12 protein-coding genes are annotated in these 14,588 nt (G+C 66.5%); 10 read left to right on the top strand and 2 right to left on the bottom strand.

Annotated elements, in window-relative coordinates; genetic code table 11:
* Position 1 precedes the first annotated feature (1 nt).
* Both ACFPN5_RS11160 and ACFPN5_RS11155 read right to left on the bottom strand, forming a co-directional pair.
* The gene (locus ACFPN5_RS11160; protein ID WP_379783163.1) at positions 2-292 is read right to left on the bottom strand and encodes a TehB family protein; all 291 of its coding nucleotides are present in this window, start codon (positions 290-292) and stop codon (positions 2-4) included.
* An 11-nt stretch (positions 293-303) separates the two neighbouring features.
* Positions 304-678: a group III truncated hemoglobin gene (locus tag ACFPN5_RS11155; protein WP_379783161.1), complete on the bottom strand. Its 375-nt coding sequence runs from the start codon at positions 676-678 to the stop codon at positions 304-306.
* Between the two features lie 201 nt (positions 679-879).
* Here ACFPN5_RS11155 and ACFPN5_RS11150 point away from each other — a divergent pair, with 201 nt between their 5' ends.
* The 10 genes from ACFPN5_RS11150 (at position 880) to ACFPN5_RS11105 (ending at position 14,556) form a co-directional block, all read left to right on the top strand.
* On the top strand, positions 880-1,884 hold the full coding sequence (locus ACFPN5_RS11150; protein ID WP_379783159.1) for a glycoside hydrolase family 43 protein: 1,005 nt from the start codon (positions 880-882) through the stop codon (positions 1,882-1,884).
* 17 nt (positions 1,885-1,901) lie between these two features.
* Positions 1,902-3,203, top strand: coding sequence for an extracellular solute-binding protein (locus tag ACFPN5_RS11145; protein WP_379783157.1), 1,302 nt, complete (start codon positions 1,902-1,904; stop codon positions 3,201-3,203).
* A 12-nt stretch (positions 3,204-3,215) separates the two neighbouring features.
* Positions 3,216-4,151: a carbohydrate ABC transporter permease gene (locus ACFPN5_RS11140; protein WP_379783155.1), complete on the top strand. Its 936-nt coding sequence runs from the start codon at positions 3,216-3,218 to the stop codon at positions 4,149-4,151.
* Positions 4,148-4,981 (top strand): carbohydrate ABC transporter permease, encoded by an 834-nt coding sequence (locus ACFPN5_RS11135; RefSeq protein ID WP_379783153.1) that lies wholly within the window; start codon positions 4,148-4,150, stop codon positions 4,979-4,981. The genes ACFPN5_RS11140 and ACFPN5_RS11135 overlap by 4 nt, the downstream gene beginning before the upstream one ends.
* A 30-nt stretch (positions 4,982-5,011) precedes the next feature.
* Complete coding sequence (locus ACFPN5_RS11130; protein WP_379783151.1) at positions 5,012-6,157, top strand: ABC transporter ATP-binding protein; 1,146 nt, start codon at positions 5,012-5,014, stop codon at positions 6,155-6,157.
* A gap of 52 nt (positions 6,158-6,209) precedes the next feature.
* Entirely contained in the window at positions 6,210-7,178 is a 969-nt protein-coding gene (locus ACFPN5_RS11125; protein ID WP_379783149.1) for a glycoside hydrolase family 43 protein, read from the top strand.
* Between the two features lie 84 nt (positions 7,179-7,262).
* Positions 7,263-8,963: a hypothetical protein gene (locus tag ACFPN5_RS11120; protein ID WP_379783147.1), complete on the top strand. Its 1,701-nt coding sequence runs from the start codon at positions 7,263-7,265 to the stop codon at positions 8,961-8,963.
* A gap of 108 nt (positions 8,964-9,071) precedes the next feature.
* Positions 9,072-10,388: an MFS transporter gene (locus ACFPN5_RS11115; RefSeq protein ID WP_379783145.1), complete on the top strand. Its 1,317-nt coding sequence runs from the start codon at positions 9,072-9,074 to the stop codon at positions 10,386-10,388.
* Between the two features lie 81 nt (positions 10,389-10,469).
* A complete protein-coding gene (locus ACFPN5_RS11110; RefSeq protein ID WP_379783143.1) occupies positions 10,470-12,080 on the top strand; it encodes a phytoene desaturase family protein in 1,611 nt (536 codons plus the stop codon).
* Positions 12,081-12,141: 61 nt separating this feature from the next.
* Positions 12,142-14,556, top strand: a complete 2,415-nt coding sequence (locus ACFPN5_RS11105; RefSeq protein ID WP_379783141.1) for a glycoside hydrolase family 31 protein — start codon at positions 12,142-12,144, stop codon at positions 14,554-14,556.
* Positions 14,557-14,588 lie beyond the last annotated feature (32 nt).

Below are 14,588 nucleotides of genomic sequence, written 5' to 3'. Positions count from 1 at the left end.
TTTATGCAGACTGCATGGAGCGGTGGAACTCTACGCAAAAACGCACCGGCCCGTCGATTGCCACATGATGCGCGACCTGTGGCTCGACGATCCCCGCATTGCCGGGCCCGAGCAGGTGCTCTTCGAATTCCGGCTCTTCAATCACGTAGCGCAGGCTGCCTTCGTGCACCACGATGCGCCCCCAGACGCCCGCCGCCGTCGTGTGATTGCGCTGCAATCCGGCCGGGACGGACTCGTGGTTGAACTCCGGCGTCGTCTTGTAGAGGACGACATTGGCGGGGAGGGGTTTCATGCTGACTCCAGTCAGGCCGCATCGAGGCGGCCAAAATAACCATATTGCAGGCTGGCGGCGATACGCCGGGCCACCACCAGGAACTCGTCGGCCACCGCCGGCTCGAACAGGCGCCGCACATGCGTCTCGAACAGGCCCAGCCAGTGCCGGAAATGTTCCATCTCGATTCCCTGAAGCGCCATGTGCTTGCGGAATACGTTGCCTTTGAACTCGCCACTGGACAGCATCACCGAACACCAGAAATCGACCATGCGTTCGAGATGCGGTTCCCAGTTGGCGCCGATGGCGCGGTCGAAGATCGGCTGCAGCACACTGTCGCGCCGGATGTCGGTATAAAAGTCGCCGACCAGGGTAGTAATCGAGGCGCGGTTGAGTTCGGAATACATGATGTGATGTGCTTGTGACGGGAAAGAACGCGGCTGCCGTACGCGCATTGTGGCAGATGCCGGAGCTCGCCTGCGTGCGGGGTTGAATACGGACTTGGCACATGTCCCGCGCACTTAACTATTGGAAACCTCGCGCCGCGCTTACATGATCGCTAGCATCATATGCGCAAACGATCATGCGCGACGAGGAGACCGCTGTCCATGAACCATGACTTGTTTGGGATTGACCGGGGCAGGAACAAGGCGCTGCCGGCGCGCCTGGCCGCGCTGTGCACCGCGGCGCTGCTGGCCAGCGGCTGTGCGCACCAGGCTGCGCAGCCGACGAATCCGATCGGCGACTTCCCCGATCCCTTCATCCTGGCCGACAGCGCCGGCTATTACGCCTATGCGACAAATGCCAACGGCAAGAATGTGCAACTGCTGGCGTCAAAAGACTTGCGGGCCTGGCGCGCGCTGCCGGACGCGATGCCGGCCCTGGCGAGCTGGGTGCGCAAGGAAGTGCCGCACGTCTGGGCGCCCGAAGTCATCAAGCTGGGGAACCGCTACGTGCTGTATTACACGGCGCGCGACCTCGCCTCGGACAAGCAGTGCGTCGGCGCGGCCGAGTCAGGCTCGCCCGCCGGGCCTTTCGTTGACGCCGCCAGCAAGCCGCTGGTCTGCCAGGCGGAGCTGGGCGGCACCATCGACGCCAGTCCCTTCCTGGACGGCGGCCGCCTCTACCTGTATTTCAAGAGCGACGGCAACTGCTGCAAGCTGCCGACCCACATCTTCGCGCAGGAGCTGCGGCCCGACGGCCTGGGCCTGGTCGGACAGCCGACCAGGCTGCTGACCAACGGCCGCAGCTGGGAGGGCAAGGTGATCGAGGCGCCGACCATGCTCAATCGCGACGGCAAGTACACCTTGCTGTATTCTGCCAACGACTTCGGGGACGGGACCTATGCCGCCGGCTATGCGCAATGCGCCGGGCCGCTCGGGCCCTGCCAGCCGGTCGGCGACGCGCCTTTCCTGAAAACCACCAAGGAAACCGGGCTGTTCGGGCCGGGGCACCAGGGCGTGTTCCGCGTCGGCGCGCAGGATTACATCGCCTATCATTCCTGGGAACTCAAGCCGGACGGCAAGCGCGGCGACCGGCGCGTCCTCTACATCGACAAGCTCGACTGGGTGGACGGCAAGCCGCTGGTACGGGGCCCGACCCAGGCGCGCTGAGCAGACATGGAGGCAATGTGACGCAACGCAGGAATTTTCTCGCAGCTTCCATCCTGTTCGGGACGCTGGGCGCGCCGCCGCTCGTGCGGGCCCAGGGCCAGGTCCAGGTTCGGCTGTGGACGCTGCTCAGCGGCGGCGACGGCGCGCGCATGCGGGCCCTGATCGACGAGTTCAACGCCAGCCAGGGGCAGGTGCGGGTGGTCAGCACCACGCTGAAGTGGGGCGAGCCTTTCTATACCAAGCTCATTACCTCGTCCGTGGTCGGCGAAGGCCCGGATATCGCCACCGTGCACCTGTCGCGCCTGCCCAACCTGGCCGGCGGCGGGGTGCTGCGTCCGATGGGCGAGCCGGAGCTGGCGGCGGCCGGCATCAGGGGCGGCGATTACTTCCCGCGCCAGTGGGAAAAGTCGCGCTACGGCGGCTTTCATTACGCGATTCCGCTCGACCTGCACCCGCTGGTCCTGTACTACAACAAGACCGTGGCCGGGCAGGCCGGGCTGCTCGACGGCGCCGGGCGCTTGACCCCGATCGTCGGCTACGAGGCGCTCACCGCGGCTTTTCGCGGCGTGAAGGAGCGCAGCGGCAAGGCCGGGCTGGCGATGGAGTCGGGGCAGGGCTCGTATGCGATCTGGCGCCTGTGGCTGTCGTTGCTGGCCCAGCGCAAGGCGCCGCTGATCGAGAACGGGCGCTTCGCCTATGGCAGTGCCGGCGTCGAGGAACTGGCCAAGGTCAGCGCCTGGTTCACGCGCGGCTACGCCCCCGCGGGCCTGGACTACCCGGCCTCGACCAGCCAGTTCATGGGCGGCGGCGCAGGTTTCATGATCAATGGCGTGTGGGAGGTGCCGGAACTGGTGCGCGCAAGCAAGGCCGGCACGCTCGGCTTCGACTACGGCATCGTGCCGCTGCCGCGCCTGTACCAGGATGCCAGCGTCTGGACCGACTCGCACGCGTTCGCCATTCCGTCCAACGAAGGCCGCCCGATGCCGCCTGAGAAAGTGCGCGCGGTGCTCGCCTTCATGGCCTGGGTCAGCCGGCACTCGATGGGCTGGGCCGAGGGCGGCCACGTGCCCGCTTACCGGCCCGTCGCCGAATCGGCGGCGGCGCGCGCGCTGATGCCCAACGCGCTGTATGCGGAGGCGGCGCGCAGCGTCGTCTACGACCCGGGCGGCTGGTACATGGGTGCGGCCGGGCCGGTGCAGTCGATGGCGTCCAAGTTCATGCCGGGCGCGCTGTCCGGCCAGCTGACCCCGGCCAAGGCGCTGGGCATGTTCGAACGGGAAGCGTCGCGCCTGCTGCGCAAGCGCCCGCCGCGTTATTAAGGGAGATGCGTGATGGAGAATCCGACCTTGACACGCGCCGCGAAAGTAAACGACGCCCTAAATGCCCAACGCGCGCTGCCGGCGGCCACCGCCACGCGTGGCAAGCAGGGCGAAAACCTGCCCGCCGCGCTCCTGCTGGCGCCCTTCCTGCTGGCCTTCCTGCTGTTCTTCCTGGGCCCGGCGCTCCAGACCTTTTACCTGAGCCTCACGGAAAGCAGCCTGACGCGCACCAGCGTCTTCGTGGGCCTGGCCAATTACGCGACCCTGGTGCAGGACCCCTCGTTCTGGGCCTCGCTCGGCAACACCTTCTATTTCGCCGTGCTGACCGTGATTCCGCTGACCAGCCTCGGCCTCGTGATGGCGCTGCTGGTGCACCGCTTCGTACGCTTCCAATCCTGGCTGCAGGGCGCCTTCTTCCTGCCCTATGTGCTGCCGATCTCGGTGATGACCCTGATCGCCGACTGGATGCTGCAGCCTTCGTCGGGCGTCATCAACCACCTCGTCGGTGGCCAGCGCGCCTGGCTGGCCGATGTCCACTGGGCCTTGCCGATGGTGGCGATCGGCACCGTCTGGTGGACCGTGGGCTTCAACATGCTGATGCTGCTGGCGGGCCTGCGTAACATCCCGGCCGAACAGTACGAGGCCGCGGCGCTCGACGGCGCGCGCGGCTTCACGCTGTTCCGGGCGATCACCTGGCCGGCGCTGAAACCGGTCTTCAGCACCGCGCTGCTGCTGCAGCTGATCGCGTCGCTCAAGGTCTTCGGCCAGACCTATATCCTCACCAGCGGCGGGCCGTACAACACCAGCCGCGTGACCCTGCACTATATGTACGAAACCGCCTTTACCCAGAGCGACGCTGGCTACGCGGCCGCGATCGCGATGGCGTTCATGTTCGTCGTCATCGCCTTGTCGCTGCTGGCGAGGATGGTCGCCAGGAGGGCCGGATGAAAAATCGCTCCCAACTCTGGTGGAGCGTCGCCGCCGTCGCCTCGGCCGTGGTGCTCGCCGCGCTGTGGATGTTCCCCTTGCTGTGGGCGGTGTCGACCGCGCTGCGGCCCGAACACGAGACCGTGTCCGCCACCTTCCACTGGCTGCCCCAGACCTGGACCCTGGACGCCTTCCGCAAGACGCTCGGCGCCGGCAACCTGCCGCTCTGGCTGTTCAACAGCGCGCTGGTGGCCACGCTCGTGACCGTGGTGACGATGGCGATCAGCTTGAGCTCGGCCTACGCTTTTTCCCAGCTGCGCTTTCGCGGGCGTTCGCTCCTGTTCGGCCTGGCGATGCTGGCCTTTTTGCTGCCCTTCGAGGCGCTGCTGGTGCCGCTGTTTCGCACCATGCACCAGCTCGGGATGATCAACAGCTATGCCGGGCTGGTGCTGCCGCAGGTGGTGTCGCCGGTCGTGATCTATGTGTTCAAGCAGTTCTTCGACCAGGTCCCGGCGGACTTTCGCGAAGCGGCCGTGATGGACGGCGCCAGTCCGCTGCGCGTGCTGTGGAGCGTCTACCTGCCGCTATCGGGCAACATCGTCTGGGCGATGGCGATCGTCACCTTCATCGGCGCCTGGAACAACTTCCTTTGGCCCTTCATCATCGTGACCTCGAACGAGATGATGACGATCCCGCTCGGCCTGACCCAGACCTACGACGCCTTTGGCGTGCGCTACGCCCAGCTGATGGCGGCAGCCCTGCTGGGCGCGCTGCCGGTCGGGCTGGCGTATGCAGTCTTCCAGCGCCGGGTGACCCAAGGTTTCCTGGCTACCAGTGGACTCAAAGCTTGACTATTCAGGAGCAGTTTTCAGGAGCAATACATGGCATCGGTCACCCTTCGCGGCATCAGGAAGCAGTTCGAGAGCAACAGCGTCATCAAGGGAATCGACCTGGCCATCGAGGATGGCGAATTCGTCGTCTTCGTCGGCCCCTCGGGCTGCGGCAAGTCGACCCTGCTGCGCATCATCGCCGGGCTGGAGGACATTACCGAGGGCACGCTGGAAATTGGCGGGCGCGTCAGCAACACGATCGAGCCGGCCCAGCGCGGCATCGCGATGGTGTTCCAGAGCTATGCGCTGTACCCGCACATGAGCGTGTTCGAGAACATGGGCTTCGCCCTCAAGCTGGCCAAGGTGCCGAAGGCGGAGATTGCCGAGCGGGTAGGGCGCGCGGCCGCGATCCTGCAGATCGGGCACCTGCTCGACCGCAAGCCCAAGGCGCTTTCCGGCGGCCAGCGCCAGCGGGTGGCGATCGGCCGCGCGATCGTGCGCAAACCCGAGGTCTTCCTGTTCGACGAGCCGCTGTCGAACCTCGATGCCGCGCTGCGCGGCCAGACCCGCGTGGAGCTGGCGCGCCTGCACCGGGAACTGAAAAGCACGATGATCTACGTGACCCACGACCAGGTCGAAGCGATGACCCTCGGTACGCGGATCGTGGTCCTGAACGGTGGGCGCATCGAGCAGGTCGGCACGCCCTTCGACCTGTACGAGCGCCCGGCCAACAAATTCGTCGCCGGTTTCCTGGGCTCGCCGCGCATGAACTTCTTTAATGCGATTCTCTCCGGGGAGGGCGACGACTTGTACCCCTGCGCCAGCGTGCAGCTGGCCGGCGGCGCACGGGTCCAGGTGGCCGCCGACGTCGGGCGGGCCGCAACCGGCGCGCGCGTGACGCTCGGCGTGCGGCCCGAGCACCTGCAGATCGCCCGCCACGCACATGGCGACGGCATCGGCGCCACGGTGGCCCTGGTCGAGTACCTGGGCGACGTGACCCTGGTCTACGCCCAGGTCGAAGGGGCCGGCGAGATGGTAGCGGTCAAATGCGATGCCGATACCGCGCCGCCCAGCCTGGGCGCCCGGGTCGAACTGGTGTTCCCGGCGACCCGCGCCTTCCTGTTCGACGAAGAGGGCCAGGTGTTCGCGCCGGGATGGGTCGACAGCACCGCCGAACCCCTGTCGCGGGTGCCATGAGGGATTCGGATAGCTCCAGCGTGTTTGGTTATTGGACTTAACAGGAGACACGATGCAGCGCACTTACCAGAATCCGGTGTACCCCGACACCATGGCCGACCCCTTCGTGTTGAAACACGAGGGCATGTACTACGCTTATGGCACCGGGCCGGGCGGCGCGGACGGGCGGCAGGTGCCGGTGCTGCGCTCGCCCGACCTGGTCGACTGGGAGCCGCTGGGCCACGCGCTCCTGCCGAACGGCGCGAAGCACTACTGGGCGCCCGAGGTAGCGTTCCACGAAGGCCGTTTCTACATGTACTACTCGTCGGGCTCGGCGGACGAGGGCACGGACCAGCGGTTGCGCGTGGCCGTCGCCGGGCACCCGGCAGGCCCGTTCGTCGATGCCGGCAGCGTCCTGGTCCCGGACCAGCCGTTCTCGATCGACGCCCACCCGTACCGGCACACTGACGGCCAGTGGTACCTGTTCTACTGCGTCGACTTCCTCGAGGAGTCCGGCGAGCACCTGGTCGGCACCGGCATCGTGGTCGACCGCCTGCTGGACATGACGACGCTCGCCAGCGCGCCGCGGGTCGTGGTGCGCCCGCACCAGGACTGGCATGTGTTCCGCAAGGGACGCACGATGTACGGTGCAGTCCATGACTGGCACACGGTGGAGGGCGCATCAGTGCTGGTGCACGGCAACCAGATCTACTGCTTCTACAGCGGCGGCGCCTGGGAGCGAGAGAACTACGGCGTCAGCTACGTGGTAGCCGACCATCCGCTCGGCCCGTATCGTCTTCCCGAAGGCGGGCAGGAAGCGCTGCTGATGCGCAGCCGCCCCGGTGCGGTGATCGGCCCCGGCCATAATTCCTTCACCACCTCGCCGGACGGCAGCCAGACCTGGATCGTCTACCACGCCTGGGATGTGGCCCAGACGACGCGCCGCATGTGCATCGACCGGCTCGACTGGGAGGATGGCCGGCCGGTGACTGCGGGGCCCAGCTGCGGGCCGCAGGCAGCGCCGTCGAGCGCTGCGCCATAAGGGACGCTTCCGGACAGGCCCGCGCCGGCGGGCTGTTCCTTGGGTAGAATGGCTGGTCGTTTTCCACTACTCACAGACTTCAGCGTGCAATCCGCCATCAAGCCACTCATTCGGACCATCGTTTTTTATGTGCTGTCCGTATTCATGGTTGCGGCGGTGCTTGTGGCGGGTACCTTCGCCTACGACGCGATTCGCGATGTGATCGTGTCGCGCGGCGATCTGGAGACGCTGCGCCGGGTGCAGGTGGACGTTGCAAGCTACCGGGAACGGCAGGCAGGAAACCTGGCGGAACGACTGGGCGGCGCCACACAACAACCCCTTGCGGCGGTGGACCGGCGTATCGGGGCGCTGGCGCGCGAACTGCGTACGAATCCGGCGCAAGGTGACTTCGACCCGTATGCCTTGTTGCGCACCGGTCCGGCCCGGTACGCCGAACGGCTGGCCTCGCACTACGAGACGGCGCTCACGCGCGAGCTGGCGGCGCAGGAACTCGCCTACCTCCAGCAGGTGCGGGCGCATCTGGTGATGATCGAAGGCCGCGCCGCGGCGCAGCGCGAACTGGAACGGCTGCACAGAGTGCACATCGCCATCGATCAGGCCTACCGCCAGAAACAGTTGCAGGTCGCCCAGCTTGGCTACCTCGATCAGCGGCGCATGGAGATCAAGCTGTTGCGGGGGCCGGTGCTGAACCAGCTCCTCAGTGATGTCGCCGCACGGCGCATGGACGAGCAGCGCGCCGCCGCGGCCTGCAACGCGCAAAAGGCCGCACTCGACCGAATGGAAGTGCCAAAGCAGCTGGTGCCGTTTTCGCTTGACGCGCCGGCGCTGGACCGCGCCGTTCAGCCGCTCGACGCGCTGGTGGACGAGTTGGAAAGCGCCGTCACCATGCACCCGGTGTCCCGTATTTCCGGGCTGCTTTTGCAGGCCCTTCCTGTGGCAGCCGGCTTGCTGCTGATCGCCCTTGCCGGAAAGTTCGGGCTGCGGGCCTTCCTGTATTTTGTGCTGGCTCCGCTGGTCACCCGGCGGCCCCCGGTGCGCCTCGACAGTCCAGTGCCGGGCCAGCGCAGCGGGCCCCCCGAGGCGGTGTCAGCCTCCGCCGCATCGCAAACGATCCGGCTCCGTCCGCACGAAGAATTGCTGGTCCTGCCGCGCTACTTGCAGGGCACGCCGGTCGCCGCGGCGAAGACAACACGCTGGTTGTTGCATGGCCGCCCGTGGACCAGCCTGGTGTCGGGCATGGTCCTGCTCACCTGTGTGCGGACCCGCACGGGCGAGGAGCCCGTCGTTCTGTCGGCCGGCGATGGCGGGGTGGGCGAACTGGCGCTGGTCCGCGTCCCGCCAGCGTCGGCCCTGGTGTTCCAGCCGCGCGCCCTGGTCGGCCTGGTGTGCGACCAGGGCGCGCCGCTCCTGGTCGAGCAACACTGGCGCCTGGCGAGCCTGCATGCCTGGCTGACCCTGCAATTGCGTTATTTCGTGATCCGCGGCCCGGTCATCCTGATCCTGCAAGGCCGGCGTGGCGTGCGTGTCCGGCAAGCCGACGGCGGCCACCTGATCAGGCAAACGGCAACCCTGGGATTTTCAAGCGATGTGGCGTATTCCACGCGGCGCAGCGCTCCCTTCCTGCCTTACCTGCAGGGCCAGACGGATTTGTTCTACGACCGCTTCGAAGGCGACCACGGCATTTACGTGCATGACGAAACAACCGATGCCACAGGCAAGGGTGGCCGGGTCAAACGGGGGCTGGAAGGCCTGACCGACGGGGTGTTGAAGGTTTTTGGCCTCTGAGCGCAAAATTGCACGCTTTTTGTCCAGCCTGTGTCTCCCATTGCACGGTTCTCAACGGTTCTTTTCTGCAAAATCGACGGGAGACAGTCAATTTTGGAGGAAAACACAATGTCCACATTGCCGATCACGGTGGAGCAGGGCATTCAGGCGGCAGGCGTGGGGAAATTCCAGTACCGCCTGTTCCTGATTTTCGGCCTGGTATGGATGGCCGACGCCATGCAGGTGCTGTCGATCGGCTTCAGCGCGCCGTCGATCGCCAGGACCTTCGGGATCGCGATGCCACAGGCGCTGCAGACCGGGACGCTCTTCTTCATCGGGATGCTGGTCGGCGCCTTCGTGTTCGGCCGCCTGGCCGACCGCATCGGACGCCGCCCGGTGCTGATGGCCGCGGTCGTGATCGATGCCTGCTTCGGCGTGGCCTCGGCGTTTGCCCCTGATTTTACGTGGCTGCTCGTGTTCCGCTTCGCGACCGGCATCGGGGTCGGCGGCACGCTCCCGGTCGACTACACCATGATGGCCGAATTCCTGCCGAGCGACCGGCGCGGGCGCTGGCTGGTGCTGCTCGAATCCTTCTGGGCCGTCGGCACCATCCTGCTCGCCGTGCTGGCCCTGGTCGCCCTGCGCTGGGGAGACGATGCCTGGCGCGTCATCTTCTTCGTCACCGGCCTGCCTGCCCTGATTGGCGTCGTACTGCGCTACTTCGTGCCCGAGTCGCCGATGTACCTCAACCGCAGCGGCAAGCCGGCAGAGGCGCGTGCGGTGCTGCAGCGCGTCGCCGAAGTCAACGGCCGCAAGGTGACGATCCCGCCGCTGGAGCCGGAAATCGCCGTGAAAAAGCCGCTGTCCGCGCTGTTTGCGGGCGCGCTGCGGCGCCGCAGCATCGCCCTGTGCGTGGCCTGGGCGCTGATCTCGATCGCCTACTACGGCGTGTTCGTCTACCTGCCCGTAAAGCTGAGTGCCGAGGGCTTCGGCTTCATGCGCGGCCAGGAATTCCTGATCCTGCTGGCCGTCGTGCAGCTGCCCGGTTTCGCCCTGTCAGCCTATGGGGTGGAGCGCTGGGGGCGCAAACCGACCCTGGTCGGCTTCCTGTTGCTGAGCGCCCTGGGCTGCATGCTCTACAGCTTCGGCAACGCGACCGCCGTCGTGGTGGGCTCGACCTTGCTGATGAGCTTTGCGCTGCTCGGCACCTGGGGCGCGCTGTACGCCTTCACGCCCGAGGTCTACCCGACCGACCTGCGCGCCAGCGGCATGGGCATGGCGGGGGCGATCGCGCGCTTCGGCGGCCTGTTCGCCCCCATGATCGTGGCGCCGGTGATGGCGACGCAGTTCACGCTGTCCCTGGTGATGCTGGCCGCTTTACTCGTCATCGGCGCCATCGCGATCATGTGCGTCGACGTGGAATCGCGCAACCGCGCCCTGGAGTGAGGGGCGAACCTGCGCATTCTGGCAGGTGCAATTTCGCCGGCCCTGGCGCACAATGCATGTGTTATCCGGGGGAGGAAGCAGATGCGGGACGTCGTCATCGTCGGAGCCGGCCACAACGGCCTGGTATGCGCCTTTTACCTGGCCAGGGCCGGTTTGAAGGTCACGCTGCTGGAGGCGCGCGGCGTCGTCGGCGGCGCGGCGGTCACCGAAGAATTCCACCCCGGTTTTCGCAACTCGGTGGCCGCCTACACGGTCTCCCTGCTCAACCCCAAGGTTATCCATGACATGGACCTGGCCGGGCAGGGCCTGCGCATCGTCGAGCGGCCGCTGTCGAATTTCCTGCCGCTGGACGACACCCGTTACCTGAAGCTCGGCGCCGGCAAGACCTTCGATGAAGTAGCCCGTTTCTCGCAGCGCGATGCCGACCGGCTCGATGCCTTTCACAGCTACTTGGGCAGCGCAGCGGACCTGCTGCGCGACCTCGTGCTGCAGACCCCGCCGAACCGGGTGCAGGGCAACTGGCTCGCCGCGCTGCCCGAGCTCATCAAGGCAGGCAAGCTGGGCAACCGGATGCGCAAACTGTCGGTATCAAGCCAGCGCGAACTGTTCGACCTGTTTACCAAGTCGGCGGGGGACTACCTCGATGGCTGGTTTGAGAGCGCGCCGATCAAGGCGGCCTATGGCTTCGACAGCGTGGTCGGCAATTACGCCAGCCCGTACTCGCCCGGATCGGCCTACGTGCTGCTGCATCATGTGTTCGGTGAAGTCAACGGCAAGAAGGGCGCGTGGGGGCACGCCATCGGCGGGATGGGCGCGATCACGCAGGCGATGGCCAAGGCCGTACAAAGCCTGGGCGTCGAGATCAGGACCGGCTGCCCGGTGGACCAGGTGCTGCTCTCGAGGGGGCGCGCCACCGGCGTCGTCACCACGAAGGGCGAACGCATCGACGCCCGCGTGGTCGTGTCGAACCTGAATCCGCGCCTGTTATATACAAAACTGGTCGACCCGGGCGCGCTGCCGGCGGATTTCCTGCGCCGCATGCAGGCCTGGCGCTGCGGTTCCGGGACCTTCCGCATGAATGTGGCGCTGGCGGAGCTGCCCAGCTTCAGCTGCCTTCCCGGCCGAGAGGCGGCTGAACATCACGGCAGCGGCATCATCATCGCGCCCAGCCTGGGGTACATGGAGCGGGCCTACCACGACGCCCGCACCCATGGCTGGTCGCGCGAGCCGATCGTCGAGGTGCTGATTCCGTCCACGCTCGACCCGACGCTGGCCCCGGCCGGCCGGCACGTCGCCAGCCTGTTCTGCCAGCATGTCGCGCCCCAGCTGCCGGACGGCGCGAGCTGGGACATGCACCGCGAAACGGTCGCCGACCTGATGATCGATACGGTCGACCGCTACGCGCCCAACTTCAAGCGCGCCGTGCTCGGCCGGCAGATCATGAGCCCGCTGGACCTGGAGCGCACCTTCGGCCTGGTCGGCGGCGACATCTTCCACGGCGCGCTCGGGCTCGACCAGTTGTTCGCGGCGCGCCCGATGCTCGGCCATGCGGACTACCGGGGGCCAATCGCGGGCCTGTACACCTGCGGATCGGGCACCCATCCAGGCGGCGGCGTCACCGGCGCGCCGGGGCATAACGCCGCGCGCGAGGTGTTGCGGGACTTCGGGAACCGGCACAGCCGGCAGCTATAATCCGGCTGCGGCCGCCATCGGACACCAGCGGCCACCCGATTCCCATAAAGACAAACAAGAAATGACAAAAGCAACGATTGGCGGCCTGGCCCTGGGTTTGGCGCTATGCATGGCCGCGACGCCGCATGCCGGCGCCCAGAACGCCGACCGCAAGCTCCAGGGCGTCACGCAAAACGGCAACACCCTGGAAATCGCCACCAGCGACGGCCGCTACCTGGTCAAGCCCTACTCGAGCAACATCGTCGAGACCACCTTCATCCCCACCGGCGAACGTCTCGATCCGGCCTCGCACGCCGTGATCCTGGCCCCAGGCCAGGTGCCGGTCACGCTCAAGGACGAGGGCGCGCGCCTGAGCTTCGCCACCCCCGGCATCACCGTCACCATCGACAGGCAGCCGTTCAGGATCAGCTATGCCTACAGGGGCAAGCCGCTGGTGGCCGAGAAGCGCGGCTATGAAGCTAAAAAAGCTGCCAGGGACATGGAAACGATCGAGTTCGCGCTCGAGGATGGCGAGGCGCTGTACGGCGCCGGTGCGCGCGCGGTCGGCATGAACCGCCGCGGCCACCGCTTCGAGCTCTACAACAAGGCCCATTACGGCTACGGCGATCGTTCGGAACTGCTGAACTACACGATCCCGGTGGCGCTGTCCTCGAAAAAGTATGCGATCCACTTCGACAATCCGCAGACCGGCTGGCTCGATTTCGACAGCCGCAAGGACGGCACCCTGCGCTATGAGGTGGGCGGTGGACGCAAGACCTACCAGGTCGTCGCCGGCGACAGCTGGGACGAGGTCATGGCGGGCTACACCGGCCTGACCGGACGCCAGCCGCTGCCGCCGCGCTGGGCCTTCGGCAATTTCGCGAGCCGCTTCGGCTACCGCAGCGAAGCCGAGACACGCGCCGTGGTCGACAGCTTCATCGCTGAGAAGATTCCGCTCGACGCCGTCGTGCTCGACCTGTACTGGTTCGGCAAGGAGGTCAAGGGCACGATGGGCAACCTCGACTGGGACCGCGATACCTTCCCGAACGCCGAGAAGATGATGGCCGACTTCAAGCAGAAAGGCGTCAAGACCGTCGTCATCAGCGAACCGTTTGTCCTGACCACCTCCAAACGCTGGCAGGAAGCGGTCGACGGGAAGGTGCTCGCGCTCGATACGAGCGGCAAACCGTACACCTACGATTTCTATTTCGGGAACACCGGCCTGATCGACCTGTACAAGCCGGAAGGCCGCAACTGGCTCTGGGACATCTATCGCAAGCTGAAGGCGGGCGGCGTGAGCGGCTGGTGGGGCGACCTGGGCGAACCGGAAGTGCACCCGGCCGCGCTGCAGCACGCCAACGGCGCAGCAAGCAAGGTCCACAACATCTACGGCCACGATTGGGCGCGCCTGATCGCTGAAGGTTATGGCAAGGAGTTCCCGAACGAGCGCCCGTTCATCCTCATGCGCGCCGGCTATTCGGGTTCGCAGCGCTTCGGCATGATTCCGTGGTCGGGCGACGTCAGCCGCAGCTGGGGCGGCCTGCAGTCGCAGATGGAGATCTCGCTCCAGATGGGCATGCAGGGCCTGGCCTACATGCATTCGGACCTCGGTGGCTTTGCCGGCGCGGTGCTCGATGACGAGCTGTACGTGCGCTGGCTGCAGTACGGCGTATTCCAGCCCGTGTTCCGTCCGCACGCGCAGGAAGAGGTGGCGCCGGAGCCGGTGTTCCGCTCGCCGCGCGCCAAGGTGCTGGCGCGCGCGGCGGTGTGGCTGCGCTACGCGATGCTCCCCTACAACTACACGATCGCCTTCGACAACAGCCAGACCGGCATGCCGCTGATGCGTCCGCTGATGTTCGTCGAGGCCGATCCGGGCAAGCCGTTCGAGCGCGCCGGCACCTACCTCTGGGGCCCGGACTTCCTGGTCGCGCCGGTGGTCGAGCCGGGCGCCACGCGCCGGGAAGTGTATTTCCCGAACAGCGGCAGTGTCTGGTTCGACTTCTACACCGGCGACAAGCATCGCGGCGGCGTGCTGGAAGTGGTCAAGCCGGAAGAAGCGCATATCCCGGTGTTCGTGCGTGCCGGTGCCTTCGTGCCGATGGCGAAGGTGGTGCAGACCACGCGCGACTATACGGGCCGCCAGATCGACCTCAACTATTACCACGACGCCTCGGTGGCCGCATCGAACGGCAAGCTCTACGACGACGACGGCGAAACCGCCGGCGCTTTCGAACAGGGCAAATACGAGATCGTGCGCTTTACCAGCAGATACGTCGGCGGCAGGCTGGAGATCGGTTTTGCGACCGAGACCGGCAAGGCCTATGCGGCCGCCGAGCGCGGCTTCAGCCTGAAGGTGCACAACGTCCACGCGAAGCCGCGTTCGGTCACGATCGATGGCCGCGCCGCGGCCAGCCGCTGGAATGCCCGGCACAAGCTGCTGGAAGTGACGGTCCCGGCGCGCAAGGGACAGGACGCGCAGCTCGCCATCATGCTGTGATCATCGTGCCGTGATCATCGTGCTGTGATTCG

This window comes from Massilia niabensis (genome assembly GCF_042655085.1).
In the GTDB taxonomy this organism is placed as follows: domain Bacteria; phylum Pseudomonadota; class Gammaproteobacteria; order Burkholderiales; family Burkholderiaceae_D; genus Telluria; species Telluria niabensis.
This window is presented reverse-complemented; position numbering and strand designations above follow the sequence as displayed.

Bases quoted from the DNA above. Each gene is read 5' to 3' on its own strand.
- ACFPN5_RS11160 (WP_379783163.1), bottom strand. From the start codon at position 292: ATGAAACCCCTCCCCGCCAATGTCGTCCTCTACAAGACGACGCCGGAG.
- ACFPN5_RS11150 (WP_379783159.1), top strand. From the start codon at position 880: ATGAACCATGACTTGTTTGGGATTGACCGGGGCAGGAACAAGGCGCTG.
- ACFPN5_RS11130 (WP_379783151.1), top strand. From the start codon at position 5,012: ATGGCATCGGTCACCCTTCGCGGCATCAGGAAGCAGTTCGAGAGCAAC.
- ACFPN5_RS11155 (WP_379783161.1), bottom strand. From the start codon at position 678: ATGTATTCCGAACTCAACCGCGCCTCGATTACTACCCTGGTCGGCGAC.
- ACFPN5_RS11115 (WP_379783145.1), top strand. From the start codon at position 9,072: ATGTCCACATTGCCGATCACGGTGGAGCAGGGCATTCAGGCGGCAGGC.
- ACFPN5_RS11105 (WP_379783141.1), top strand. From the start codon at position 12,142: ATGACAAAAGCAACGATTGGCGGCCTGGCCCTGGGTTTGGCGCTATGC.
- ACFPN5_RS11110 (WP_379783143.1), top strand. From the start codon at position 10,470: ATGCGGGACGTCGTCATCGTCGGAGCCGGCCACAACGGCCTGGTATGC.
- ACFPN5_RS11125 (WP_379783149.1), top strand. From the start codon at position 6,210: ATGCAGCGCACTTACCAGAATCCGGTGTACCCCGACACCATGGCCGAC.
- ACFPN5_RS11135 (WP_379783153.1), top strand. From the start codon at position 4,148: ATGAAAAATCGCTCCCAACTCTGGTGGAGCGTCGCCGCCGTCGCCTCG.
- ACFPN5_RS11140 (WP_379783155.1), top strand. From the start codon at position 3,216: ATGGAGAATCCGACCTTGACACGCGCCGCGAAAGTAAACGACGCCCTA.